23 protein-coding genes are annotated in these 24,212 nt (G+C 68.3%); 12 read left to right on the top strand and 11 right to left on the bottom strand.

Annotated elements, in window-relative coordinates; translation table 11 throughout:
• Positions 1 to 7: 7 nt before the first annotated feature.
• Genes EPO41_RS29100 through EPO41_RS29090 form a run of 3 tightly spaced genes read right to left on the bottom strand, consistent with a single transcriptional unit; the run spans position 8 to position 2,650 of the window.
• Complete coding sequence (locus EPO41_RS29100) at positions 8 to 982, bottom strand: alpha/beta hydrolase (protein ID WP_296333035.1); 975 nt, start codon at positions 980 to 982, stop codon at positions 8 to 10.
• 38 nt (positions 983 to 1,020) lie between these two features.
• The gene (locus tag EPO41_RS29095; protein WP_296333033.1) at positions 1,021 to 1,890 is read right to left on the bottom strand and encodes a metal ABC transporter permease; all 870 of its coding nucleotides are present in this window, start codon (positions 1,888 to 1,890) and stop codon (positions 1,021 to 1,023) included.
• Between the two features lie 16 nt (positions 1,891 to 1,906).
• The gene (locus EPO41_RS29090; RefSeq protein ID WP_296333030.1) at positions 1,907 to 2,650 is read right to left on the bottom strand and encodes a metal ABC transporter ATP-binding protein; all 744 of its coding nucleotides are present in this window, start codon (positions 2,648 to 2,650) and stop codon (positions 1,907 to 1,909) included.
• 257 nt (positions 2,651 to 2,907) lie between these two features.
• Between EPO41_RS29090 and EPO41_RS29085 the strand changes: the two genes are divergently transcribed.
• Positions 2,908 to 3,666 carry a DUF1223 domain-containing protein gene (locus EPO41_RS29085; RefSeq protein WP_296333028.1) on the top strand — a complete coding sequence of 253 codons (759 nt, stop codon included), beginning with the start codon at positions 2,908 to 2,910 and terminating at the stop codon, positions 3,664 to 3,666.
• Positions 3,667 to 3,669: 3 nt separating this feature from the next.
• Here the strand turns inward: EPO41_RS29085 and EPO41_RS29080 are convergent, their stop codons facing one another.
• The 7 genes from EPO41_RS29080 to EPO41_RS29050 are packed head-to-tail and all read right to left on the bottom strand — an operon-like array spanning position 3,670 to position 10,418.
• Positions 3,670 to 4,656: a tripartite tricarboxylate transporter substrate binding protein gene (locus EPO41_RS29080; RefSeq protein WP_296333025.1), complete on the bottom strand. Its 987-nt coding sequence runs from the start codon at positions 4,654 to 4,656 to the stop codon at positions 3,670 to 3,672.
• A 34-nt stretch (positions 4,657 to 4,690) separates the two neighbouring features.
• The gene (locus EPO41_RS29075; protein ID WP_296333020.1) at positions 4,691 to 5,467 is read right to left on the bottom strand and encodes an enoyl-CoA hydratase-related protein; all 777 of its coding nucleotides are present in this window, start codon (positions 5,465 to 5,467) and stop codon (positions 4,691 to 4,693) included.
• On the bottom strand, positions 5,464 to 6,648 hold the full coding sequence (locus EPO41_RS29070; RefSeq protein ID WP_296333013.1) for a CoA transferase: 1,185 nt from the start codon (positions 6,646 to 6,648) through the stop codon (positions 5,464 to 5,466). The genes EPO41_RS29075 and EPO41_RS29070 overlap by 4 nt, the downstream gene beginning before the upstream one ends.
• A gap of 1 nt (position 6,649) precedes the next feature.
• Positions 6,650 to 7,438 (bottom strand): enoyl-CoA hydratase-related protein, encoded by a 789-nt coding sequence (locus EPO41_RS29065; RefSeq protein ID WP_296333009.1) that lies wholly within the window; start codon positions 7,436 to 7,438, stop codon positions 6,650 to 6,652.
• Positions 7,439 to 7,447: 9 nt separating this feature from the next.
• On the bottom strand, positions 7,448 to 8,203 hold the full coding sequence (locus tag EPO41_RS29060) for an enoyl-CoA hydratase-related protein (protein WP_296333006.1): 756 nt from the start codon (positions 8,201 to 8,203) through the stop codon (positions 7,448 to 7,450).
• Positions 8,200 to 9,432 (bottom strand): CoA transferase, encoded by a 1,233-nt coding sequence (locus EPO41_RS29055; RefSeq protein ID WP_296333004.1) that lies wholly within the window; start codon positions 9,430 to 9,432, stop codon positions 8,200 to 8,202. The genes EPO41_RS29060 and EPO41_RS29055 overlap by 4 nt, the downstream gene beginning before the upstream one ends.
• Entirely contained in the window at positions 9,432 to 10,418 is a 987-nt protein-coding gene (locus EPO41_RS29050) for a tripartite tricarboxylate transporter substrate binding protein (RefSeq protein ID WP_296333002.1), read from the bottom strand. The genes EPO41_RS29055 and EPO41_RS29050 overlap by 1 nt, the downstream gene beginning before the upstream one ends.
• 93 nt (positions 10,419 to 10,511) lie before the next feature.
• Between EPO41_RS29050 and EPO41_RS29045 the strand changes: the two genes are divergently transcribed.
• From EPO41_RS29045 to EPO41_RS29020, 6 genes are all read left to right on the top strand, one after another.
• Positions 10,512 to 11,411 (top strand): LysR substrate-binding domain-containing protein, encoded by a 900-nt coding sequence (locus EPO41_RS29045; RefSeq protein ID WP_296332999.1) that lies wholly within the window; start codon positions 10,512 to 10,514, stop codon positions 11,409 to 11,411.
• A 45-nt stretch (positions 11,412 to 11,456) separates the two neighbouring features.
• Positions 11,457 to 14,771 (top strand): helicase-related protein, encoded by a 3,315-nt coding sequence (locus EPO41_RS29040; RefSeq protein WP_296332996.1) that lies wholly within the window; start codon positions 11,457 to 11,459, stop codon positions 14,769 to 14,771.
• 25 nt (positions 14,772 to 14,796) lie between these two features.
• A complete protein-coding gene (locus tag EPO41_RS29035) occupies positions 14,797 to 15,051 on the top strand; it encodes an RNA-binding S4 domain-containing protein (RefSeq protein WP_296332993.1) in 255 nt (84 codons plus the stop codon).
• Between the two features lie 77 nt (positions 15,052 to 15,128).
• Positions 15,129 to 15,464 carry a ferredoxin FdxA gene (gene fdxA, locus EPO41_RS29030; protein ID WP_296332991.1) on the top strand — a complete coding sequence of 112 codons (336 nt, stop codon included), beginning with the start codon at positions 15,129 to 15,131 and terminating at the stop codon, positions 15,462 to 15,464.
• A 289-nt stretch (positions 15,465 to 15,753) separates the two neighbouring features.
• Positions 15,754 to 16,281, top strand: a complete 528-nt coding sequence (locus EPO41_RS29025; protein WP_295134523.1) for a CarD family transcriptional regulator — start codon at positions 15,754 to 15,756, stop codon at positions 16,279 to 16,281.
• 91 nt (positions 16,282 to 16,372) lie between these two features.
• On the top strand, positions 16,373 to 17,182 hold the full coding sequence (locus tag EPO41_RS29020; RefSeq protein ID WP_296332988.1) for a hypothetical protein: 810 nt from the start codon (positions 16,373 to 16,375) through the stop codon (positions 17,180 to 17,182).
• 9 nt (positions 17,183 to 17,191) lie between these two features.
• Here the strand turns inward: EPO41_RS29020 and EPO41_RS29015 are convergent, their stop codons facing one another.
• Positions 17,192 to 18,604: a M48 family metalloprotease gene (locus EPO41_RS29015; protein WP_296332986.1), complete on the bottom strand. Its 1,413-nt coding sequence runs from the start codon at positions 18,602 to 18,604 to the stop codon at positions 17,192 to 17,194.
• Positions 18,605 to 18,715: 111 nt separating this feature from the next.
• On the opposite strand from EPO41_RS29015, the gene pip reads away from it, so the two are divergent.
• The 5 genes from pip to dnaK form a co-directional block, all read left to right on the top strand.
• A complete protein-coding gene (pip, locus tag EPO41_RS29010) occupies positions 18,716 to 19,726 on the top strand; it encodes a prolyl aminopeptidase (RefSeq protein ID WP_296332983.1) in 1,011 nt (336 codons plus the stop codon).
• Positions 19,727 to 19,750: 24 nt separating this feature from the next.
• Positions 19,751 to 20,635: a PhzF family phenazine biosynthesis isomerase gene (locus EPO41_RS29005; RefSeq protein ID WP_296332981.1), complete on the top strand. Its 885-nt coding sequence runs from the start codon at positions 19,751 to 19,753 to the stop codon at positions 20,633 to 20,635.
• Positions 20,636 to 20,718: 83 nt separating this feature from the next.
• On the top strand, positions 20,719 to 21,774 hold the full coding sequence (locus EPO41_RS29000) for a TauD/TfdA family dioxygenase (RefSeq protein ID WP_296332978.1): 1,056 nt from the start codon (positions 20,719 to 20,721) through the stop codon (positions 21,772 to 21,774).
• Positions 21,775 to 21,832: 58 nt separating this feature from the next.
• Entirely contained in the window at positions 21,833 to 22,462 is a 630-nt protein-coding gene (locus EPO41_RS28995) for a nucleotide exchange factor GrpE (RefSeq protein ID WP_296332975.1), read from the top strand.
• Between the two features lie 220 nt (positions 22,463 to 22,682).
• Positions 22,683 to 24,212 (top strand): molecular chaperone DnaK (gene dnaK / locus EPO41_RS28990; protein WP_296332972.1); only part of this gene is annotated, 1,530 nt, incomplete at its 3' end.

Below are 24,212 nucleotides of genomic sequence, written 5' to 3'. Positions count from 1 at the left end.
TCTTCTCTCAGAGGCTCTTGAGGAACTCTATCAGCAGGCGATTGACCTCGCTCGCCCGTTCCTGCTGCACCCAGTGGCCGGCGCCGTCGAGGATGTGGCTGCCGCGCAGGCCCGGCAGGGTCTTCGGGTAGGCGTCGAGCTGGCTCTTGGCGGCCGGGAAGCGCAGCACGCCGTCGCGGCTGCCGGCGATGAACTGCGAGGGCTGGCGGATCGGCTGGCCGCGCCACGGACCGCTGAGCTCCCAGTTGCGCCGCAGGTTGCGGTACCAGTTGAGCCCGCCGCGGAAGCCCGCGCGGTCGAACTCACCGGCGTAATAGTCGAGGTCGGCCTCGCTCAGCCAGGCGGGCAACGTCTCGGGAGCGACGGTGTTGGCCAGCAGCGTGCCGCCCGTGAGGCGGCCGAAGCCCTTGTCCTTCTCCAGCATCTCACCGCTGGCGGTGTAGTAGAGCCTGCGCAGCGCACCGCGAATGTCCTGCTGCAGCTCGGCCTCGGCGACGCCGGGCTTCTGGAAGTACTGCAGGTAGAAGTTGTCGATGCCGAGCTTCTCCAGCGCCGACAGGATGTCGACATAGCCCGGCGGCGCATAGGGCACGCTCATGGCCGAAACGGCGGTGAAGAGATCCGGCCGCCACAGGGCGGCATGCCAGGCGACGGGCGCGCCCCAGTCGTGGCCCACGATCACCGCCTGCGTCTCGCCCAGCGCCTTCACCAGCTCGGCCATGTCGCCCACGAGATGGAAGAGCGTGTACTGGTCGATCGGCTCGGGCGACTGCGTGCCGCCATAGCCGCGCATGTCGGGCGCCACGGCCCGGAAGCCCGCCGCGCTCACCGCCTGGAGCTGGTGACGCCACGAATACCAGCTCTCCGGCCAGCCATGGCAGAACAGGACGAGCGGCCCCGTTCCGGCCTCGGCATATCGCATGTGGATGTTGTTGGCGGTCGTCGTCTTGAGCGTGACGCCCGGCACCGGTGAGCTGGTCATTCTGGTTTCCTCCGCGGAGGCCAGCCTAGCCTGACGCGTCAACCGCGCAAGTGAACCGGCCGTGACAGGCGCGCCCGCACCGAGGCGCGCGAGCCGAAGAGCAGCGACAGAAGGAAGAAGAAGCTGGCGAACAGCACGATCACCGGGCCCGACGGCAGGCCGGCATGGAACGACACCAGCAGGCCCACCGCCGCCGATGCGAAGGCCATCGGCGCGGCGACCAGGCTCATCGACCAGACCTCGCGCGCCCAGAAGGACGAAGCGACGGCCGGCAACAGGATGAGCCCCAGCGCCATCAGGGTACCCAGCGCCTGGAAGCCCGCCACCATGTTCAGCACGGCGAGCGACAGGAAGAGATAGTGGTAGAGCGAGCCGCGCACGCCCATCGCGGCGAGGAAACCCGGATTGAAGCATTCCACGACCAGCGGGCGGTAGATGGCGGCGAGGCCGACCAGGGTCAGCGTCGCCGTCGACACGACGAGGACCAGCGCCTGCTCGTCGACCGCGAGGATCGCGCCGAACAGGATGTTCATGAGATCGACCGCGGAGCCGCGCAGGGAGACGATGAGCACGCCCAGCGCCATCGCCGTCAGATAGGCGGCGGCGAAGCTCGCATCCTCGCGCATGCTGGAGAAGCGGGCGATGACGCCCGAGAGCAGCGCCGTCACGACGCCGGCGATGAAACCGCCGAGGCTCATCGCCGGCAGGGAGAGGCCGCCGATCAGGAAGCCCATCGCGGCGCCGGGCAGCAGCGAATGGGCCAGCGCATCGCCCATCAGGCTCATGCGGCGCAGGATCAGGAACACGCCGATCGCCGAGCCGCCAACCGACAGGGCAAGGCTCGCGACCAGGGCACGGCGCATGAAGCCGAAATCGGCGAAGGGCGCGATCACATACTCGTAGACCATGACGCGAGGCCTGCGATCAGGCGCTGAGCCGCATCGGCACGTCGCAGGCATCGGCATGGTCGTCCCAGGCCTCGGCCATGGCGCGCGCGCGCAGCAGGTTCTCGGACGACAGCACGCGCGCGGTCGGGCCGGCATCGACCAGCTCGCGCGCCAGCAGCAGCGCATGCGGGAAATCGCGGCGGACCTGGTCGAAATCGTGCAGCACCGCGACGACGGTGCGTTTCTCCTCCCGCCAGCGGCGGATCACCGCCATCAGGTCGGCCACCGTCTTGCTGTCGATGGCGGCGAACGGCTCGTCGAGGAGGACGAGATCGGCGTCCTGCAGAAGCAGGCGCGCGAACAACACGCGCTGGAACTGGCCGACCGACAGCGTGTCGATCGGCCGGCGCTCGAAGCCCGAGAGCCCGACCGCCTCGATGGCATGCTGGGCATCGTGCAGATCGACGGGCCTTGCGGCCCCGAAGCCGCCGAAGCGCGACCAGCGGCCGAGCAGGACGGTGTCGAGCACCGAGATGGGGAAGGACCGGTCGATCTCGGCCTGCTGCGGCAGGTAGGCGATGCGCCGGGCCGTGCACTCGATTCGGCCCTCCACGCGCGGCGCCAGACCCAGCAGGGCTTTCAGGAGCGTGCTCTTGCCTGCGCCGTTGGGGCCGACGATGGCGGTCATCTCACCGGCCGGGATCTCCGCCGACACGTGATGAACCGCCGGGTGGCGGTCGTAGCTCACGGTCAGGTCGGTGAGGCGGAGCGCGGCATCCATGGCGGGCCTACAGCGCCCACCAGGCGCAGAGCCACAGCACGGCCGAGAGGCCGAGCGCCGCCGCGATGCGGGCCGGAGCGCTCATGGCGAGCAGGGTCGTGCCGGGAGAGATGGGTCGGTGCATGACAATATATTGTTATAATATTACTCTTCAGGAGTCCATAAGGGCGGCGCCTGCTTGACGTCACCGGCCGGTGAGCGGTGAGTGAGCGATTGTTGATTGGCAGGCCGGGGCTGGCGCGCGCATCTTGTCGCCCATGTCGCTTCCCCTCTTTCCTGGCCGCAGATCCGTGATGATCGGTGCCGCCGCCGTCGCGGCCGGCCTGTCGAAAGCGGCGTCCGCACGGCCGGCCGGCGAAGGTCCTTGGGCAGTCGAGCTCTTCACGTCGCAGGGCTGCAGCTCCTGCCCGCCGGCCGACGCCCTTCTCGGCCGCCTCTCCATGCGGCCCGACATCGTCGCCCTCGCCTTCCATGTCGACTACTGGGACTATATCGGCTGGAAGGATCCCTTCGCCTCGCGCGATACCACCGAGCGCCAGCGCGCCTATGCGCGCGTGCTGAAGCAACGCTACGTCTACACGCCCGAGATGGTGGTCGACGGCATCGGCCACGACACCGGTCGCGATCGCGCGCCCATCGAAGCCCTGCTGACCAGGGCGCAGGCTCAGTCGCCCCGGCGGGCGACGCCCACGCTTTCGCGAGGCATCGGCGGTCCCCTCACCATCAAGCTGGCGGCCTTCCCGCTCGACGGCCGCACCGCGGACGTGACGCTCGCCATCTACGACCGCCGGCACACCACGCCGGTGAAGAGCGGCGAGAACCAGGGCCGCATGATCGAGAACTTCAACGTCGTGCGGCAGCTCGAACTCGTCGACCGCTGGGACGGCGCGGCAAAGGACTGGACGATTGCCGGCGATCGCATCGGCCCCACGCAGGGCGTGGCGGTCCTGGTGCAGCAGACCGATCACGGCCCGATGATCGGCTGCAACAAGCTGGAGCCCGCCTACTCGGGCTGAGCGCTACTCCATCTTCGCGCCGGTCGCCTTGATGATGGGCTCCCAGCGCTCCATCTCGCGCGTGAAATAGGCGGCCGACTTCACCGGATCGGCATCGCCCACCGGATCGATCGACATGGCGCGCAGATCGGCGAGCAGCTTCTCGTCGGCCATGATCTTGCGCGTGGCCTCGGCGATGGCCGTCACGATCGGCTGCGGCGTCCCGGCCGGCAGGGCCACCGGATTGACCGTCAGCACCTGGACCTCGGGCAGGCCGCTCTCGCCGGTCGTCGGCACCTCGGGCGCCAGCGCCGAGCGCTTCTCGTCACAGACCGCGAGGTAGCGCAGCTTGCCCGACTTGTAGTGGCTGAACGACGTGCCGAACGTGTCGAGCATGAAATCGACCTCGCCCGACAGGCAGGCCTGCAGGGCCGGGCTGTTGCCCTTGTAGGGCACGTGCAGCGCACTGAGGTTGCCGGCCTTCATCTTGAAGAGCTCGCCGCCCAGATGGTTGATGCTGCCCATGCCCGAGGAACTGTAGCGATACTTGTCGGGATGGGCCTTCAGGAGCGCCACCAGCTCCGGGAGCGTCTTGGCCGGCAATGCCGGATTCACGGCGATCACCATGGGCACGCGCCCCACGATGAACAGGACGAAGTCCTTCACCGGATGATAGGGCGGCGTCGGCATCAGCAGCGGACTCGTGACCTGCGTCGAGGACGAACCGAACAGCATCGTGTAGCCGTCGGGCCTCGACTTCGCCACGAGGTCGGCGCCGATCGTGCCGCCCGCCCCCGCCTTGTTCTCGATCACGACGGGCTGGCCGAGCAGCGCCGACAGGCGCTCGCCATAGCGGCGCCCGAACACGTCGGTCGGGCCGCCCGGCGGGAAGGGCACCACGAGCCTGATCGGCTTGGAAGGGTAGGCTTCCTGAGCCAGGGCCCTCTTCATGCCGAGTGGCGCACTTCCCGCGAGGGCGGCGGCGCCGATGAGAAGCTTGCGTCGATTCATTCCTTCCTCCCGTCTTTTCTTGAAGTTGTCGCCATCACCACTTTGGAACACGCTTGTCGAAGAAGGCAGCGATGCCTTCGCGGGCCTGCTCACTGGCGAGCCCGAGGCTGATCGAATCCACGGCGGTCGCCATCGAGGCGCGATGGCCGGACTCGTCGCTGTGCCAGACGAACTGCTTGGTGCGCGCGACGGCATCCGGCCCGCTGCGCAGCAGGCCGGCCAGCAGCTTCTCGAGCTCGACTTCGAGCGATGCCGCCGGCATGGCCCGCGTGATCAGGCCGATCCGGTCGGCCTCGAGCGCGTCGATGCGGCGGCCCGTCAGCACCAGCTCCATCGCCTTCTTGCGACCGACGGCCAGGAACAGCGCCATCAGCGCGGGCGAGGGCGGGAAGCCGTGATGGACCTCGGGATAGGCGAACAGCGCCGCTTCCTCGGACAGGGCGATGTCGCACCAGCTCGACAGCGTCGCGCCGGCGCCGAAGGCGTACTTCTCGATCAGCGCCACGGTCGGCTTGGGGCAGAACCACACCGCCTCGTTCAGCGCCTTCAGCTTCTCGTAGGTCGCCACGATCGTGTCGTTGGACGCATCCTGCAGCGCCCGCAGGTCGCGCAGCTCGCGGCCAGCGCAGAAGATGCCGCCGCGGCCGCGCATGACCAGCACCCGGCAGGAGGGATCCGCCGCCAGGGACCGGCAATGGCCGGTCAGCGCGTCGATCAGCGCATTGTTCAGCGCATTGCGATGCGCGGGATTGTCGATCCAGAGCACGGCCACGCCGTCGGCCCGCCGTTCGAGTTCGATCCTGCCGCTCATATTGCTCCCTCTTCCCTCAGCGCCGCGATGCGCGCCTCGTCCAGTCCAAGTTCACCGCGCAGGATGGCGTCGGTGTGTTCGCCGAGCAGCGGCGGCGCGGCGCCAGGCACCGCCGGCGTAGCCGACAGGTTGAGCGGCACGCCGACCAGCGGCATCGAACCGCCGTCGCGGCGCGCCACGTCCAGCACCATCTTCATGGCCGCAATCTGCGGATGGGCCAGCGTCTGCGAGATGTCGTTCACCGGCGCGCACGGCACGTTGGCGGCGTCGAGCGCTTCGACCCAGTCCGCCGTCGACCGCGTGGCGAAGATCGCGGCCAGCGCCGGGATCACCCTGTCGCGGTTCTCGATGCGCAGGGCCGAGGTGGCGAACGCGGGATCGGCGGCGAGCGCCGTCGCGCCGATCGCCGCGCAGAGACGCTGCCAGGCCGCATCGTTGGTGGCGCCCGCCAGAACGTGACCGTCCCGTGTGGCAAAGGCCTGATAGGGCACGATGTGCCACACGCCCGAGCCGTCGCGCGGGGGCACCTTGCCGCCCATCGTGTAGGCGGGCACGTGATAGCCGAGCAGCGCGATCGCCGTTTCCAGCAGCGATACCTGGATGTGCTGGCCACCCGCCCTGCCGGCCTGCCGCGCATAGAGCGCCGAGGCGATCCCGGAAAAGGCCAGCAGTCCGGTCGCCATGTCGATGAAGGAAGCGCCGGCGCGGATCGGGCCGCCGTCGCGTTCGCCGGTCATCGCCATCATGCCGCTGAAGGCCTGCAGCATCAGGTCGTAGCCCGGCTTGGCCGCCAGCGGCCCTTCGTGGCCGTAGCCGCTGATGGTCGCATGCACGAGGTCGGGCCGGAGCGCGCGCAGCCGCGCGTCGTCGACGCCCAGCCGCCGGGCGACCCCGGGCAGGAAGCTGTCGATCACCACGTCGGCCTTGCGCACCAGGTCGGCCAGGACCTCCTGTCCGGACTCGCTCTTGAGATTGAGCGTCATGCCGCGCTTGCCGCGGTTGACGCTGAGAAAGTTGGCGCTCTGGCCGTCGATGACCGGCGCCCACTTGCGGTTCTCGTCGCCGCCGACATCCTCGACCTTGATCACGTCGGCGCCGAAGTCGGCGAGCATCTGCCCGCAGAACGGCCCCGCGAGGACGCGGCTGAGATCGAGGACGCGGATGCCGGCAAAGGCGGTCATGTCAGGTGCCGCGCACCGTGGCCTTGCGCTTCTCGCGCCAGGCCTTGTGGGCTTCCTTGGAATCCTCGGTCTGGCTCAAGGCCATGAAACGATAGACGTCGACCTCCGAAGCATCCTGGATGTTGGGAATGTCGAGACCCTTGGTGAGCGACTCCTTGGCCAGCCGCGCGGCGAGCGGCGGCAGGTCGGCGATGTCGCCGGCCACCTGCAGGGCGCGGTCCATCAGTTCGGCGTGCGGCACCAGCCATTGCGCGAGGCCGATGCGGTAGGCCTCGGCCGCATCGATCGGATGGCCGAGCGCCGCCTTCATCGCATGGCCCTTGCCGACCCAGCGCGCCAGCCGCACCGCACCGCCATAGGCCGGCATGATGCCGAGCCGCACCTGCGGCAGGCGCCATTCGGCGCGTTCCGACGCCACGATCAGATCGCAGCAATAGGTGGCGATGCAGCCGATGCCGATCGCATAGCCGTTGACCGCGGCGATCACCGGCTTGGGAAAGTCGGTCAGCAGGTTGGCGACGAACTTGCGCCAGTGCGGGATGCCGGTGATGAACGCCGCCGGCGAGGCGACGGTGTGGGTCTCGGTGTCGGCGAGGTTGGCGCCGGCCGAGAAGGCGGCGCCCTTCTCGTCGCCGGTCAGGATCACGCAGCGGACCTCATGGTCGTGCTCGAGTTCGCCGAGCTGCGCCGCGAGCCCTTCGTTGAAGTCCTCGTCCCAGGCGTTTCGGGCGTCGGGACGGCTCAGGGTCAGAATGGCCACATGGCCGCGTTTCTCGCAAAGCAGGGGCATCGTTCTCTCCTATTTTCCTTTCCAGACCGGAGGGCGCTTCTCGCGGAAGGCGCGCATGCCCTCCACGGCGTCATCGCTCTCGAACACCGGCTTGAAGCGCTCCAGCGACACCGCCATCGCGGCCTCGGGCTTCAGTCCGGCAGTCTCGTAGATCATCGCCTTGGTCGCGCTCACGGCGAGCGGCGCGGCCGCACAGAGATCCATCGCAAGGCTCAACGCCTTCTCCATCAGGAAGGCGTCGGGCACGACATGATTGACCAGGCCGAGTTCGTAGGCGCGCCGTGCCGTGATCGGATTGCCGGTCATCGACATCTCGAGCGCCACTTTCTGCGGGATCACCCCGTTCAGCCAGAAGGCATAGATCGGCGCGCGCCCGACGCGGGCCTCGGTGAGCGCGAAGCTCGCGCGCTCGGCAGCGACGCACAGATCGCAGGAGATCGCCATGAAGCAGCCGCCACCCAGCGCCGCACCGTTGATGGCAGCGATCACCGGCTTGGAGACCGACACCTCGTCGCGCAGGATCGGGATGAAGCCGTGCCCGTGGCCGCTCGCCGCTTCGGACAGGTCGCGGCCGGCACAGAACGCCTTGTCGCCGGCCGCGGTCAGGATCGCCACCCGCGCCGCGGGGTCGGCCTCGAAGCGCTTCCAGGCCGCCAGGACGCCGTCGCGCATCGCCGTGTTCACGACGTTGCGCTTCTCCGGCCGGTTCAGGGTGACGATCGCGACCGGACCCTGCATCTCGTAGAGGACGGGATCTCCGCTCATCCGACGACTCCCCGGGCCTGCAGCGCGTGAATGGCCTCGTCGTCGAGACCGAGAAGCGCCGCGAGTGTTTCGCGCGTGTGCTCGCCGAGCTGCGCGGGACGGCGATCGTAGCGGACCGGCGTCCGCGACATCCGCATCGGCGAGGCGAGGCAGGCGACCGTGCCGAGATCGGGATGGTCGAAATGCACCACGGCCTCGCGCGCCTGCACCTGCGGATCGGCGAAGACCTGCCCGACATCGTTGATCGGGCCGGCCGGCAGGCCCGCCGCCTCGAAGGCGGCGAGGCAGTCGAGGACGGTGCGCCCGGCTATCACGGGTTCGACGATGGCATCGAGGGCGGCGCGATTGGCGACGCGCAGCGGCGAGGAGGCAAAGCGCGCATCGCCGGCCAGCGCCGGCAGGTCGAGCACGCCGCACAGACGGCGGAACTGGTCGTCGTTGCCGGCGATGATCATGATCCGGCCGTCGCGGCAGGCATAGATGCCGCTGGGATGGGTCACCGGATTGCGCGACCCGGTGCGCTGCGGCACCCGGCCGGACGCCAGGTGATCGACCGCGAAATAGGAGAGCGAGGAGACCATGACGTCGAGCAGCGACAGGTCGATCTGCTGGCCGAGGCCGCTGCGGTCGCGATGGCGCAGCGCCGCCAGGATCGCCGTCGAGGCGTAGAGGCCGGTCAGGATGTCGATCATTGGCACGCCGGCCCGCTGCGGACCGCCGCCCGGCTGGCCGTCGGGCTCGCCGGTGATGCTCATCAGGCCGCCCATCGCCTGGATGATCGAATCGTAGCCGGCGCGGCCGCGATAGGGACCGGTCAGGCCGAAGCCGGTGATCGAGCAGTAGACCAGGCGCGGATTGATCGCGGCGAGATCCTTCCAGCCGAGGCCGTAGCGATCGAGCGTGCCGACCTTGAAATTCTCGATCAGCACGTCGGCCCTGGCGGCGAGGCCGCGCACGAGATCGGCGCCCTCGGCGGTCGCGAGATCGATGACCACCGAGCGCTTGCCGCGATTGGCCGCCCAGAAATACGCCGAGCGGTCGACCAGCTCGCACATGCCGCCGGGGAAGTGCGGTCCCATCAGGCGCGTGTCGTCACCCGCCGCCGGCCGCTCGATCTTGATCACCTCGGCACCGAGGTCGGCCAGGGTCTGGGCGGCCGATGGTCCCGCCAGGACGCGGCTGAGGTCGAGGACCCGCACGCCTTCGAGCGATCGCGCGCCGGCTTCCATCACTCGTCCAGCTTGATGTTGCCGGCCCGGATCACCTCGCCCCACTTCTTCGATTCGGCATCGAGGAAGGCGCGGAACTGGGCGGTGTCGTTGCCGACGATGTTGTTGCCGCCGGCGATCAGCTTCCTGCGAACCTCGGGATCGGCGAGCGCCGCCTTGGTGGCCTCGTAGAGCCGCTTGATGATCGGATCGGGCGTGCGGGCGGGCGCGAACAGGCCGACCCAGGTATCGGCGTTGAAGCCCTTCAGCACCGTCTCGTCGAGCGTCGGCACGTCGGGCAGGCTCTGCGAGCGCTGCAGCCCGGTCATCGCGATCGCCCTGAGCTTGCCGGCCTGGATCAGCGACAAGGTGGCCGAGACGGTCGAGAAGCTGAGATCGACGTTGCCCGCGACGACGTCCATGACGGCGGCGCTGTCGCCCTTGTAGGGCACGTGCACCATGGCGGAGCCGACTCGCGTCTTGAAGAGCTCCGCCGCGAGATGGGTCGGCGCCCCGATGCCCGAGGAGCCGTACTGCATCTTGTTTCCGTTGGCCTTCGCATAGGCCACCAGCTCGGCCGGCGTCTTCACCGGCAGCTTCGGATTGACGACGATGACGACGTCGTTCGTGGCGACGAGGCTGATCGGCACGAAGTCGTTCACCGGATCGTACGGCACCTTGAGCATGTGCGGATGGATGGTGAGGGCGCCGATGCCGCCCAGCAGCAGCGTGTAGCCGTCGGGCGCGGCCTTGGCGACGGCGTCGGTGCCGATGCGGCCGTTTGCGCCCGCGCGATTGTCGATGATGATGCTCTGGCCGAGTTCGCGGCCCATTCGTTCGGCCAGCACGCGGCCGATATTGTCGGTCACGCCGCCCGGCGTGAACGGCACGATCAGCCTGATCGGCTTGTCTGGATAGGTCTGGCTCTGTGCCCGGGCCCCGGCAAGGGCCGATCCGGCGCAGGCAAGCGCCAACAGCGCGCCCAGCGCAAATCGTCTCGTTTTCATTCTGCGTTTCCTCCGAGGCCGAAGGATTCGCCGAGTCCGATCATATGAGAATTATATTTTTTAAATCAGACTATTCCGAATATCGTATCAGAGATGAATCTGCGCTCCCTCCGCTGCTTCCTGGCCGTCGCCGAAGAACTGCATTTCGGCCGAGCGGCCAAACGGCTCGCCCTCTCCCAGCCGCCGCTCACCCAGCACATCAAGAACCTGGAACTGCAAATCGGCGCCGTGCTGTTCCATCGCACCAAGAGATCGGTGCGCATCACCGATGCCGGCACCGCGCTGCTCGACGAGGCGCGGCGGCTGATCGCCCAGGCCGACGGATTGCGTCATGTCGTGCAGCGCGCGCACGAGGGGCGCAGCGGCTATCTGCGCGCGGGCCTGATCACCTCCTCGGTCTTCACCGAGATCCGCAAGCTCTACAGCACGATCTCGCGCGGCGTGCCGGGCGTCACGGTGATGTGGCAGGAAATGAGTTCCTCCGAGCAGATCGAGGCGTTGCACGAGGACAAGCTCGACATCGGCTTCCTCCACATGCCGACGCCGCACCCCGACCTCGTGACGCGCACGATCGTTCGCGAGCCGATGCTCATGGCGATGTCGGACGTGCACCCCCTGGCCGGCCGCCGCCGGGTGCGGCTCTCGGAATTCGCCGGGGACGACTTCGTCCTGCCGCTCCGGCACATGTCGCCGATCTTCTACGACAGCATCATCGCGGCCTGCCGCGCCGCCGGCATCAGCCCGGCGATTCCGCCGCACCAGCCGCGCAACCTTCTCACCATCCTCAGCCTGGTCTCGGTCGGCGCCGGCGTTTCGGTGATCCCGCGCACGCTGGCCGCGGCGGGCTTTCCCGGCGTCGCCTTCAAGCCGCTTCGCGGCGAAGCGCCGATCAACGAGGTTTCCGTGGTCTGGCGCGCGGACAACCGCTCGCCGGTCCTGGCGCGGGCCCTGCAGGCACTCGGCCTCGCCCCGGCCAGGGACGCATCGGCCTGACGTGCCGGCCTTGCTTCCGCCACCGCTGCGCGCGAAGCTGCGGCCATGTCGCTCTCCGGCGCCTCCGGCCGCCTGACCGCCGTCCTCGGTCCCACCAACACCGGCAAGACCTATCTCGCGATCGAGCGCATGCTCGGCCACGAGTCGGGCATGATCGGTTTCCCGCTGCGGCTGCTGGCGCGCGAGAACTACGACCGCATCGTCAAGCTGAAGGGCGCCGCCCAGGTCGCGCTGATCACCGGCGAGGAGAAGATCGCGCCATCCAGTGCGCGCTACTTCGTCTGCACCGTCGAATCGATGCCGGTCGACCGGCCGGTGTCGTTCCTCGCCATCGACGAAGTGCAGATGGCGTCCGACCCCGAGCGCGGCCACTTCTTCACCGACCGGCTGCTGCATGCGCGCGGCCTGAACGAAACCATGCTGCTCGGCGCCGACACGATCCGCCCGGTGCTGAACAGATTGCTGCCCGACATCGACGTGGTGGCACGCCCGCGCTTTTCCAATCTCACCTATGTCGGATCGAAGAAGGCGACACGCCTGCCGCGCCGCTCCGCGGTCGTCGGCTTCTCGGCCAACGAAGTCTATGAGATCGCCGAGCTGATCCGCCGCCAGCGCGGCGGCACGGCGGTCGTGATGGGCGCGATGAGCCCGCGCACGCGCAACGCGCAGGTCGACATGTTCCAGTCCGGCGAGGTCGACTACCTCGTGGCGACCGATGCGATCGGCATGGGCCTCAACATGGACGTGAACCACGTGTGGTTCGCATCGTTGCGCAAATATGACGGCCGCACCTCGCGGCCGCTGCGAACCGGCGAGCTGGCGCAGATCGCCGGACGCGCCGGGCGCCACATGAACGACGGCACGTTCGGCACGACCGCCGGCGTGAGCGGCCTCGGGCCCGATGTGGTGGAAGCGATCGAGAACCACCGCTTCGATCCACTGCGCGACCTGCAATGGCGCAACAGCGATCTCGACTTCCGCTCGGTGCAGACGCTGATCGCTGCGCTGAACGCCATTCCGCCGCATGCCGCGCTCCAGCGCGTACGCGAGCAGGACGATCAGCTCGCTCTGCAGACTCTGGCCATGCACTCGGCGTTTTTGCCGCGCCTGCATTCGCCCCGGCGCGTGAAGCTCCTGTGGGAGGTCTGTCAGGTCCCCGACTTCCGCAAGACGATGACGGAAGAACACACGACCCTGCTTGGCCAGATTTTCGAGCACCTGACCCAGGGCGGTGAAAGACTGCCGGAAGACTGGATCGACAGCCATGTGAAGCGCCTGGAACGGTTCGACGGCGACATCGACACCCTGATGACACGCATCGCGCACGTGCGGACCTGGACCTATATTTCACACCGGCCGGACTGGATTCAGCGGGCGAGCCATTGGCAGGAACGCGCGCGTGCCATAGAGGACCGGCTTTCTGACGTTTTGCATCAACGTCTCACGCAACGGTTTGTCGATAGACGCGCGGCGTTGCTTGTACGAAGATTGCGTGATGAGGGTGAAATGAACTCGACAGTCGCCGCTGCAGGCGAAGTCACCGTTGAAGGCGAGCATCTCGGGCGCATCGAGGGATTTCGCTTCGTGCCGGATGCAACCGAAGGACAGACCGACCAGAAGGCGGTGCTGAGCGCGGCCTTGCGCGCGCTGCGCCAGGATCTGCCCGAGCGGCTGCAAGCGTTCGTGAACAGTCCCGACGGCGAGATCGTCTTCGACGGCCAGCTGCGCGTCTGCTGGGGCGGCGGTCCCGTCGCTCGGCTGTTGCCTTCGGGCGATGTGCTCGCACCCAAGGTCGAGGCCATCGCCTCCGATCTGCTCGACGGCCCGGCCCGCGAGGAAGTGCGCAAGCGCGCCGCGACCTGGGTCGAGACCCGCATTCGCCTCGGCCTCAGCGAATTGATGGATGCGCGTGCCACGGCCGAACTCCCCGCCGGCGCACGCGGCGTCGTCTTCCAGCTCTGCGAAGGCCTCGGCGTCCTGCCGCGGCGTCCGGTCGAGGAACAGCTCGCCCAGCTCAGCGACGAGGATCGCAAGGCGCTGGCGCGTCTCGGCGTGCGCATCGGCGTCTTCTCGCTCTACTTCCCCAGCATGCTGAAGCCGGTGCCGATCCGCCTGCGCGCCGGCCTCTGGATGGTGGCCAGGGGCCGCGAGACGATCCCGGCGCTGCCGGCCGAAGGCCGCACCTCGATGGACCTGCCGCGCGATGCCGAGCGCGATTTCTACGCGGCCATCGGCTATCTGCCGCTGGGCGACCATGCGATCCGCGCCGACATGGTCGAGCGCCTCGCTGCCATGGCACGCGCCGCCGTGCGCGAGAGCCGCGAATCGTCTCGCCGCTCGCAGCAGCAGGAGAAGCCGCAGAAGAAGCCCGCTGCCGAGGCGACGGGTGCTGCGCCCGCGATCCCTGCGCCCGCGACGGCCGACGAAATCAGCGAATGGGCGATCGTCGCCGCCGCGTTCGGCGAGACCGAACCCGCGCCGGAGCCTGAGACCGCGCCTGAAGCCGCCGCGCCCGAACCTGTCGTTGCCGCCGAGCCGGTTGTCGAACCAGCCGCAGAGCCTGCCGCCGAAGCACCCGCCAAGGCCGCTCCTGTCGCCGAAACGGCTTCGGCCGAGGAACCCGCGACCGAATCGCCACCGGCCGAATCCGCAGCCGAAACCGCGCCGGAAGCACCGGCCGAGGATGCGACTCCGCCGGTCGAGAGCGCCACGCCACCGGCGGAAACCACACTCGCAGAAACCACACTGGCAGAAACCACACCGGCGAAGAAGGAGCCGCGGCCGTTGCCGCCGGGCTGGTTCCGCGCGACGCCGCAGATGATGTCACTGGTCGGCTGCTCCGAGCCCGAGATGGCCAACGTGCTGCGCGGCCTCGGCTATCGCGTGCATCCGCCGTCGGAAGAGAACGGACCGCTCCACGCCTTCTCGATCAAGCCGCGCTTCGTGCGCGAGCGCGAGGAGCAGCGCGATCGACAGCGCCAGCAGCAGCGCGAACAACGCGAGCAGCGCGACCAGCGCCGCCGCGACCGGCCGGAACGCCCGAACGAGCGCCAGTTCTTCGCCGACACGCCGCGCCCGCCGCGCGGCAGGGACGACGGTCCGCGCAGTGGACCGCGTCCCGGCGGGGGTCCGCGCGCCGACGGGCCGCGGCCCGAGGGACCGCGGCAGGATCGCAACAAGGACGGACGTCCGCCGCAGGAGAATCGCGGGCGCGACGACCGGCGTGGCCCGCGTCCGCCGCGGCGCGACAGCGGCGGTCCGGCCTTGCGGCTCTACGCGACAACCGAGACCAAGGGCGATGCGGCGGCCGATTCGCCGTTCGCCAAGCTGCTCGAACTCAAGCTTGGTGGAAAGAAGTAACCACCCCGTGACGTGCTAACGCGCCATGCGGCTCGACAAGTGGCTCTGGCAGGCGCGCTTCTTCAAGACCCGTACGCTGGCCGCCCGCTACGTCGAGAAGTCGCGCTGCCGGATCGATGGCCGGGCCGTCGAGAAGCCGCATGCCGCCGTCGCTCCCGGCATGGTACTCACCTTCGCGCTGGGTCCCCACGTGAAGGTCGTGCGCATCGTGGCCCTGGGAGAGCGGCGCGGTCCGGCGCCGGAAGCACGGACGTTGTATGAAGAGATCGACTCGCTCTAAATGACGCCCCTCCATCGCCAGCCTTGCGTCGCCGGGGCTCGCGCGTTAAGCAGCCGCCGCTCGTTCCTGGAGCCTCTATGACCTATGTCGTTACGGAAGCTTGCATCAAGTGCAAGTACATGGATTGCGTTGAAGTCTGCCCCGTGGATTGCTTCTACGAGGGCGAGAACATGCTGGTCATCAATCCAGACGAATGCATCGACTGCGGCGTGTGCGAACCCGAATGCCCGCCCAATGCCATCCTGCCCGATACCGAGAAGGGTCTGGAGAAATGGCTGGAGTTGAACCGCAGCCTGTCGGTTTCCTGGCCGAACATCACCCGCAAGGGGGAAGCCCCCGCCGATGCGGAGCAGTTCAAGGACGAAAAAGACAAGTTCGAGAAGTATTTCAGCGACAAGCCTGCCGCCCGCTGAATTTTACTCTTACAAGTCCTTTATTGTACCTTTTGCAATAGCCATGCAGTTTCTGCATGGCTCGACCGTTGCTGAAATGCAACATAAAACGCGACTCTGTCCCCAATCTCTGATATAAAGGCGCGGCTGGAAGCGGTCCGGGGTCCGGTCCGCCGCTGGCTCGGTGTCCGTATCGGTATCCGAAAGAAACTTACCGATGCTTGTGACGCCGGGCCGAATACGCAGGGGAGCGTATGCGGTGGGTCGCGGTATCGCAGAAAGCGGGGCTGTTGTGAAGGGACTAGAGGATATGGCCAAGCCGAAGAAGGCGCCCGTCAAGGCGAAGGAATTCGCCTTCGAGAAGGGTGATTTCGTGGTGTACCCGACGCATGGCGTCGGCCGCGTGATTGATATCGAGGCGAAGGAGATCGCGGGTCACAAGCTCGACCTGTTCGTCATCTCGTTCGAGCAGGAGCGCATGATGCTGCGCGTTCCGGTGGCCAAGGCGAAGATCTCCGGTCTGCGCAAGCTCAGCTCGCGCAAGATCATGGAAAGCGCGCTGGTGACCCTGAAGGGCCGCAGCCGCGTGAGCCGCGCCATGTGGAACCGCCGCGCCCAGGAATACGAAGCCAAGATCAACTCGGGCGACCCGGTCTCGATCGCCGAGGTCGTGCGCGACCTGCATCGCAATGCCGGCCAGCCCGACCAGTCCTACAGCGAACGCCAGATCTACGAAGCGGCGCTGGACCGGCTGGCGCGCGAACTCGCCGCCGTCGAGCGGATCGACAAGGATCTCGCGACCCAAAAGCTCAACAGCGTTCTGCAGAAGGTCGCCTAGGCGGTTCTGTCACGGGATGAGATAAAAGGCGGCCGACACTCCATTGTCGCGCCGCCTTTTTCATGTCCGCCTGTCCGAGCCCTCCTGATTCATGAGCAAAGTCGCCTCCATCGCCCGCCTGCGTGACGGCGGTACCACGTGGGCGCTGGGGGCCCTCAAGGGCGACGACACCGCCCTGGAGAGGCTGGGCGGCGCCCTGATGCAGCGCTGGCAGCCCGGCGACCGGCTGGTCGTGCTGGGCAACATGCTGGGCGCGGCCGGCAACACGCCGCGCACGATCGACCTGCTGCTGCTGCTGCGCCGCCGCCTGCTGGCGCGGCCCGGCGCCGAGGTCGAGGATTTCGTCTTCCTGCGCGGGCCGCAGGAAGAGATTTGGCACAAGGTGCTGCAACTCCAGTTCGCCCTGGCGCCGCTCGACGTGCTCGACTGGATGCTGTCGCGCGGGCTGGATGCCATCATCGAGGCCTACGGCCATTCGATCGCCGAGGGCCGCATCGCCAGCCGCAACGGGTCGCTCGCCATCGCCCGCTGGACCTCGGGCCTGCGCGAGCGCCAGGCCACCCGGCCCGGCCACGGCGATCTCCTGAACGCCCTGTCGCGTGCCGCCCTCAGCGCCGACGGACGTCTCGTCTTTGCCGCCACGGGCGTCGATCCCGGTCGCCCGCTCGACGGACAGGCCGATGCCTTCTGGTGGAGCACCCAGACCGATTCGGCGCTCGACGAGGCGCTGGGCAGGGCCCGCGACGGCGGCTGGCCCGCCATCGATCGGGTCGTGCGCGGCACCGGCCCGTCGAAGAACGTCGCTCAGGACACGGGGCGGGTGCTGACCGTCACGCGCGACACGCCGGCGCTTGTGGCACTCGATGCCGACGGCGCCGTACGGGAGCGGATCGAACCCTGATCCGAACTTTCAGGGCTGGACGATCTTGATCTCGGATCGGCTGCCGAGGTCGGCCGGCACCTGCGCCGCGTTGAGCACCAGCAGGCGCTCCATCCGAAGATCGGGATAGGGCATCCGCGCCGCGAGCTGCGCCGGCGTCGAGCCCGCCGGCGAGACGATGCGCAGCCGGTAGGGCTGCAGTGCCGCCGCCTCGGCGGGCGTGAGGGTGCGGAAGGTCCGCGCGGCCCGGACCATCGCCTCGATCTGCCGGTCCTGGTCGGCGCCCTCGCTCACGAGGGCGAAATTGCACACCCGGTTGCCGTCCCGGATGACGACGTATCGCGCCTGGCCGAGGCCGGTGTCCGAGCCGCGCGGCCGCGCGCCGATGGCCGCCTCGCTGCCATTGATCTCCAGGGTCTGGATGTCGGTCGGCGTGGGCTTCAGCTTGTTGCGCATCCAGTCGTCGAGCGGGCCCGACACCGGTGTGGGCAGACAGGAGAACAACATCAGCGAGCGGTCACGATTGACCGCCAGCACGCCATCGCTGTCGTTGAACAGCCGGAACCCGGACGGGGCGGTGAAGGTGAGGCGCAGGGTCGGATGGAGGAACGAGCGGCCACGGATGAAGCCCTCGCTCGGCGGATCGTCGACCGACATGCCGTCGATGGCGGCGAAGTAGCCCTTCTCGTTCGATTCGCCGGGCGCGTTTGCGAGCGGCAGGGTGGCGATCGCCGAGGTGCGTTCGACCGGGACCGGATGGGTCGACGCCGCACTCGGCCGGTCGCCGATGTCGGGCGCCTCTCCCATGATCTGGGCCTCGAGCGCGCTCTGCCGGCGCAGCCGGTCGATCAGGGAGGCCATCGCATCGCCGCGATACCCCGCCTTTACGATGTAGCCGATGGCCAGCCGGTCGGCTTCGAATTCCTGTTCGCGCGAGTAGCGCCGCAGGGCGAGCAACCCGTCCTGCGCCACGGCGCGGCCGACGGTGACCGAGCCGCTGGTGGCGGCGGCCTCGACCGCCGCATCGAGCACGCCCTGGCGGACGCGCGCGCGCTGCGCGGCATGGCGCTGCACGAGATGGCCGAGTTCGTGGCCGATCGCGGCGGCAAGCTCCGCCTCGTTCTCGAGCAGGGCCAGCAGGCCGCGCGTGACGAAGATGTAGGACTGGACCGCGTGCGCATTGGCGACCGGCGAATCCAGCACGATGAAGCGGAAGCCGGTCGCGCCGGCGGCCGCCACCACGCGCTGGCCCACCCGATCGACATAGGCCTGGAGAGCGGCGTCCTGATCGGCCGGGCCGACGAGCTTCTCGACCTCGCGCGGCAGGGTGAAGGTGCCGCGTCCGGTCGCCGCAGCCGATGTGACCGGCGGCGCTCCGGCCGGCGTGCAGGCGGCGACGCCGGCCAACAACGCAACCAGCGCCAGAATACGGCGAATTTCCACGGCCCCTCCTCGGACGCCTCGACCTTAGACGCTCGGTGGACGAGGCGGCAATCGTCCGCAAGGCTGGCACGAAAGCCGCTGCTATGGCACTGATGCCTCAAGGACAATCGCATGCCGCGTTCAGAGACTCCGCTCCGTTCCGACCTTTTCCCGGAAATCTCGCCCTACGCCAGCGGTATGCTGGCGGTCGACGGGCGGCATACGATCTATTGGGAACAGAGCGGCAATCCCGAGGGCGTGCCCGTCGTCTTCCTGCATGGCGGGCCGGGCGCCGGTTCCGCGCCGGTCCATCGCCGTTTCTTCGACCCGCAATTCTATCGCATCGTCGTGTTCGACCAGCGCGGCTGCGGCCGCTCGATGCCCCTCGGCGAACTTCACGACAATACGACGGGCCATCTCGTGGCCGACATGGAGAAGCTCCGCACGCATCTCGGCATCCCGAGCTGGTTGCTGTTCGGCGGCTCGTGGGGCAGCACCCTGGCGCTGGCCTACGGCCTCACCCATCCCGAGCGCGCGACCGGCTTCATCCTGCGCGGCATCTTCCTCGGTGCCCGTCCGGAGATCGACTGGTTCCTCCACGGCATGCGCACGATCTTCCCGGAGGCCTGGCGCGATTTCGCCGAGCACCTGCCCGCCGACGAGCGCTCCGACCTGCTGGGCAACTACTACCGCCGCCTGATCGATCGCAATCCCGACCTGCACCGCCCGGCATCGCGCGCCTGGAGCCGCTACGAGGCGGCCTGTTCGACGCTCTATCCGACGGTGCGCGCGCCGTTCGAGACGGACCATGGCGGCTTCGCACTCGCCCTCTCGCGCATCGAAGCCCACTACTTCGCCAACGGCACCTTCGTGCCGGAAGGCTGGCCCTGGGCCGATCTCGGCCGCATCCGCCACCTGCCCGGCACCATCGTCCAGGGCCGCTACGACATCGTCTGCCCGCCGGTGACCGCCGATGCCCTGGCCCGCGCCTGGCCCGAGGCGCGCTACGTCGTCGTGCCCGATGCCGGCCACAGCGCGCTGGAGCCCGGCATCCGCGCCGCACTCGTCAACGCCACCGAGAGCTACCGGCTGTCCACCAGCGATACCGAACTCTTCGCCCCGCGATTTCCCTGGGACGCCTGAACCGAGAGCGATGCGCTCCCGACCATGAAGCCGGACGTCGATCTCGTCAGCGTATTCACCTTCGAAGGACAGGGCGGCAATCCCTGCCCGATCGTGGTCGACGGCCAGGGGTTGGCGCCGGACGACATGCAGGCCGTCGCGCGACGGCACGGGCATGAATCGGGATTCGTGATGCCGCCCGCCAGCCAGGACTACGATCTCGGCCTGCGCTTCTGGGTGCCCAACCACGAAATGGAAATGTGCGGCCACGCGACCATCGGTGCGCTGTGGCTGCTCGCCTCGCAAGGTGCGCTGCCGGGCGACACCGTCCGGATCGAGACGCGCAGCGGGCCGGTCACGGGCTTCGTTCGACATGACGCCAGCAACGCGCCTTCGGTCGAGATCACGCAGCCGGCGGGAAGAGTGGCCGCCCTTACGGCGGCGCAAACGCAGGATGTTCTCGGGGTGCTCGGCATCGACCGGCACGACCTGCTCGACCTCCCGATCCAGAATGCGGTCACGTCGCGCGTGAAGACCCTCGTCCCAATCAAGGACGTGGATCGGCTGAACGCGCTGAAGAGCGACATGCCGGCCGTCGAGGCCGTCTGCAATCGCATCGGGTCGACCGGCCTCTATCCCTACGCGGTGCAGGAACGCCGGACGCAGATCTTCGAGGCGCGCCAGTTCCCCAGGTCCTCCGGCTATCCCGAGGATGCGGCAACGGGCATCGCCGCCGCGGCGCTGTCGTTCGGGCTGCTGGCCAACGGACTTGTCGAGGCGACCGACAAGCCCATCACGGTCTTCCAGGGCCGTGCCATGGGGGCCTTGTCGGCAATAGGCGTGCGCCTCGGGTTTGCCGGCGGCCGAGCCATCGGCTGCCTGCTGGGAGGCGCTGTCGAGCGGATGGAGCGCGCTCCCTGGCCTTCTTGACGGCCGGCCGCAACAGGTGGAATGACCTTGCAATGAAAGCGGGCACTCAAGGACCCCGCCAAGAGATTGAGGGACGAAACGACATGAACTTCGAACTGCCGCCGGAGCAGACCGGCGCCGCCGCCTGGTACGGGCCCGAGATCGCCAAGCGCAGCGACTGGCAGATGCCGCTCGGCGCCGCCGAGGTGGCCGAAGTCGAGGTGGCGACCCGCGCGCTGGTGGCACGCGACGCCGACATCGCCGTCCTGAAGCCGCAAGATTTCCCGCTGCCGACGCTCGGCCCCAAGCTCAGGTCGCGGGTCGACGATGAGGTGCTGAACGGCCGCGGCTTCCTGCTGCTGCGCGGCCTGCCGGTCGAGCGCTGGTCGATCCGCGAATCGGCGACCGCCTTCTTCGGCCTGGGCGCCCATCTCGGCAGCGCCCGGTCGCAGAACGGCAAGGGCCATGTGCTGGGCCACGTCCAGGATCTCGGTCTCGACGTGAACGACCCCAACGTGCGCATCTACCAGACGCACGAGCGGCAGACCTATCACACCGATTCCTGCGACATCGTCGGGCTGCTCTGCCTCAAGACCGCCAAGTCGGGCGGCCTGTCGGCACTGGTGAGCTCGACCACCATCTTCAACGAGATGCGCCGCCGCCGGCCGGACCTGCTGAAGCTGCTGTTCCAGCCGATCGCCACCGACCGGCGCGGCGAGGTGCCGGAGGGCCAGAAGCCGTACTTCGAGATCCCGGTCTTCAACTGGCACCAGGGCTACCTGACCGCGATCTACCAGCGCCAGTACATCGACTCGGCCCAGCGGTTCCCGGACGCGCCGCGGCACACGCCGGAACTGGTCGAGGCGCTCGACATGTTCGACCAGCTCGCCAACGATCCGGCGCTCAACATCTTCACGGAGTTCAAGCCGGGCGACGTGCAGCTGGTGCACAACCACACGATGCTGCACGACCGTACGGGCTTCGAGGACTGGCCCGAGCCGGAGCGCCGCCGCCACCTGCTGCGCCTGTGGCTGGCCGCCGAACGCGCCCGGCCGCTGCCCGAGATCTTCGCCCAGCGCTACGGTCAGGTGACGATCGGCGACCGCGGCGGCATCATCGTGCGCGGCACCCGGCTGCAGGCGCCTCTGCAGGCGGCCTGAACCAGTTGACCCGGAGCGGGGTCGTCCCTAAGTGAAGGCCGCCTCAAGAGACCAACACATGAAGGGACAGCACATGGCCAGCGATCCAACCGCGGGCGGCGCCCCGGCGGATATGCCGGTCGACCCCGACAATCTCGACATTCCGCCCCGGCCGGAAACCGCCGCCGAATGGCAGCGTCTGGTCGAGCAGCTCCAGGCCGAGAAGGCCGACCTCCAGGACAAGCAGCTCCGGGCCCTCGCCGAGGCGCAGAACGTGCGCCGCCGGGCCCAGCAGGATGTCGAGAAGGAGCGCAAGTTCGGGGTCGAGCGCTTTGCCCGCGACGTGCTTTCGGTGGCCGACAATTTCGGCCGCGCTCTGTCGGCCCTGCCGTCGGACCTCGGCGCGCTGGACCCGGCGCTGCGCAACGTGATCGTCGGCATCCAGGCGACCGACCGCGAGCTGCAGTCGGTCCTGGAGCGCCACGGCGTCACCCGGATCGAGAGCCTGGGCAAGCCGTTCAACGCCGAATTCCATCAGGCCATGATGGAGGTCGAGAACCCCGACGTGCCCTCGGGCACCGTCGTGCAGGAGCTGATCCCGGGATACCTGATCGCCGGGCGCCTGCTGCGCGCGGCCATGGTCGCGGTGTCGAAGGGCGGCCCCCCGCTCAGCCACTCCGCCAGCCCCTCGGCCAGCAACGAAAATTGAGGAAGATCGGCCCTTCCGGTCTTCCTCTGCGAACCGCGGGTAATGCGCCAAACGGTGCTTTCCAGCGGCGATTTTGGTCCTCAAGTCCATTGCAGGCAGCCGGATAGGACCTATATAGCCCCTGTCCCTGACCCGGGTTTTCCGGCAGGTAACATTCATACGGGGATCGATCGGGTGCCTTTGGGGTCCGGGCGATCTGCCGAAGGAAGAGAGTAGAATCATGGCGAAAGTCATTGGCATCGACCTGGGTACGACCAATTCGTGCGTCGCGGTCATGGAAGGCGGCGACACCAAGGTCATCGAGAATTCCGAGGGTGCGCGCACCACGCCGTCCATGGTCGCCTTCACCGACGGCGGCGAGCGCCTGGTTGGTCAGTCGGCCAAGCGCCAGGCGGTCACCAATCCGCTGAAGACCCTTTACTCCGTGAAGCGCCTGATCGGCCGCCGCTTCGACGACCCCATGGTCGCCAAGGAGAAGACGCTCGTCCCCTTCAAGATCGAGAAGGCGCCGAGCGGCGACGCCTGGGTCGAGGTGGCCGGCGAACAGTACAGCCCCAGCCAGATCTCGGCGTTCATCCTGGGCAAGATGAAGGAGACCGCCGAGGCCTATCTCGGCGAGAAGGTCGACCAGGCGGTCATCACCGTCCCGGCCTACTTCAACGACGCCCAGCGCCAGGCCACCAAGGACGCCGGCCGCATCGCCGGCCTCGAAGTCCTGCGCATCATCAACGAGCCGACCGCGGCTGCCCTGGCCTACGGCATGGACAAGCGCAAGTCCGGCACGATCGCGGTCTATGACCTGGGCGGCGGCACGTTCGACGTGTCGATCCTCGAGATCGGCGACGGCGTGTTCGAGGTCAAGGCGACCAACGGCGACACCTTCCTGGGCGGCGAGGACTTCGACCAGCGCATCATCAGCTACCTGGCCGACGAGTTCAAAAAGGAGCAGGGCATCGACCTGCGCAACGACAAGCTCGCCCTGCAGCGCCTGAAGGAAGCGGCCGAGAAGGCCAAGATCGAGCTCTCCAATTCCAAGGAGACCGAGATCAACCTGCCGTTCATCACCGCCGACGCGTCGGGCCCGAAGCATCTCGTCATCAAGCTCTCGCGCGCCAAGCTCGAGTCGCTGGTCGACGATCTGGTGCAGCGGACGCTCGAGCCCTGCAAGGCGGCGCTCAAGGATGCCGGCCTGCAGGCCGGCCAGATCGACGAGGTCATCCTGGTCGGCGGCATGACCCGCATGCCGAAGGTCATCGAGGTCGTGAAGCAGTTCTTCGGCAAGGAGCCGGCCCGTAACGTCAATCCCGACGAAGTCGTCGCGGTCGGCGCGGCGGTCCAGGCGGCCGTGCTGAAGGGCGAGGTCAAGGACGTCCTGCTGCTCGACGTGACGCCGCTGTCGCTCGGCATCGAGACGCTGGGCGGCGTGTTCACGCGCCTCATCGAGCGCAACACGACGATCCCGACCAAGAAGAGCCAGACCTTCTCGACGGCCGACGACAACCAGACCGCGGTGACCATCCGCGTGTTCCAGGGCGAGCGCGAGATCGCCGCCCAGAACAAGATGCTGGGCCAGTTCGACCTGGTCGGCATCCCGCCGGCGCCGCGCGGCGTGCCCCAGGTCGAGGTCACGTTCGACATCGACGCCAACGGCATCGTGCAGGTCTCGGCCAAGGACAAGGCCACCGGCAAGGAGCAGCAGATCCGCATCCAGGCTTCGGGCGGCCTCAGCGAGGCCGACATCCAGAAGATG

This window comes from Reyranella sp. (genome assembly GCF_004297265.1).
Classification (GTDB): domain Bacteria; phylum Pseudomonadota; class Alphaproteobacteria; order Reyranellales; family Reyranellaceae; genus Reyranella.
Note: the sequence above shows the minus strand (reverse complement) of the source record. Positions and strands in the feature narration are given on the sequence as shown.

What these genes read in the sequence shown, in the direction of transcription:
- EPO41_RS29100 (WP_296333035.1), bottom strand. Translation starts at nt 982, where the DNA reads ATGACCAGCTCACCGGTGCCGGGCGTCACGCTCAAGACGACGACCGCC.
- EPO41_RS29095 (WP_296333033.1), bottom strand. Translation starts at nt 1,890, where the DNA reads ATGGTCTACGAGTATGTGATCGCGCCCTTCGCCGATTTCGGCTTCATG.
- EPO41_RS29090 (WP_296333030.1), bottom strand. Translation starts at nt 2,650, where the DNA reads ATGGATGCCGCGCTCCGCCTCACCGACCTGACCGTGAGCTACGACCGC.
- EPO41_RS29085 (WP_296333028.1), top strand. Translation starts at nt 2,908, where the DNA reads ATGTCGCTTCCCCTCTTTCCTGGCCGCAGATCCGTGATGATCGGTGCC.
- EPO41_RS29080 (WP_296333025.1), bottom strand. Translation starts at nt 4,656, where the DNA reads ATGAATCGACGCAAGCTTCTCATCGGCGCCGCCGCCCTCGCGGGAAGT.
- EPO41_RS29075 (WP_296333020.1), bottom strand. Translation starts at nt 5,467, where the DNA reads ATGAGCGGCAGGATCGAACTCGAACGGCGGGCCGACGGCGTGGCCGTG.
- EPO41_RS29070 (WP_296333013.1), bottom strand. Translation starts at nt 6,648, where the DNA reads ATGACCGCCTTTGCCGGCATCCGCGTCCTCGATCTCAGCCGCGTCCTC.
- EPO41_RS29065 (WP_296333009.1), bottom strand. Translation starts at nt 7,438, where the DNA reads ATGCCCCTGCTTTGCGAGAAACGCGGCCATGTGGCCATTCTGACCCTG.
- EPO41_RS29060 (WP_296333006.1), bottom strand. Translation starts at nt 8,203, where the DNA reads ATGAGCGGAGATCCCGTCCTCTACGAGATGCAGGGTCCGGTCGCGATC.
- EPO41_RS29055 (WP_296333004.1), bottom strand. Translation starts at nt 9,432, where the DNA reads ATGGAAGCCGGCGCGCGATCGCTCGAAGGCGTGCGGGTCCTCGACCTC.
- EPO41_RS29050 (WP_296333002.1), bottom strand. Translation starts at nt 10,418, where the DNA reads ATGAAAACGAGACGATTTGCGCTGGGCGCGCTGTTGGCGCTTGCCTGC.
- EPO41_RS29045 (WP_296332999.1), top strand. Translation starts at nt 10,512, where the DNA reads ATGAATCTGCGCTCCCTCCGCTGCTTCCTGGCCGTCGCCGAAGAACTG.
- EPO41_RS29040 (WP_296332996.1), top strand. Translation starts at nt 11,457, where the DNA reads ATGTCGCTCTCCGGCGCCTCCGGCCGCCTGACCGCCGTCCTCGGTCCC.
- EPO41_RS29035 (WP_296332993.1), top strand. Translation starts at nt 14,797, where the DNA reads ATGCGGCTCGACAAGTGGCTCTGGCAGGCGCGCTTCTTCAAGACCCGT.
- fdxA (WP_296332991.1), top strand. Translation starts at nt 15,129, where the DNA reads ATGACCTATGTCGTTACGGAAGCTTGCATCAAGTGCAAGTACATGGAT.
- EPO41_RS29025 (WP_295134523.1), top strand. Translation starts at nt 15,754, where the DNA reads ATGGCCAAGCCGAAGAAGGCGCCCGTCAAGGCGAAGGAATTCGCCTTC.
- EPO41_RS29020 (WP_296332988.1), top strand. Translation starts at nt 16,373, where the DNA reads ATGAGCAAAGTCGCCTCCATCGCCCGCCTGCGTGACGGCGGTACCACG.
- pip (WP_296332983.1), top strand. Translation starts at nt 18,716, where the DNA reads ATGCCGCGTTCAGAGACTCCGCTCCGTTCCGACCTTTTCCCGGAAATC.
- EPO41_RS29005 (WP_296332981.1), top strand. Translation starts at nt 19,751, where the DNA reads ATGAAGCCGGACGTCGATCTCGTCAGCGTATTCACCTTCGAAGGACAG.
- EPO41_RS29000 (WP_296332978.1), top strand. Translation starts at nt 20,719, where the DNA reads ATGAACTTCGAACTGCCGCCGGAGCAGACCGGCGCCGCCGCCTGGTAC.
- EPO41_RS28995 (WP_296332975.1), top strand. Translation starts at nt 21,833, where the DNA reads ATGAAGGGACAGCACATGGCCAGCGATCCAACCGCGGGCGGCGCCCCG.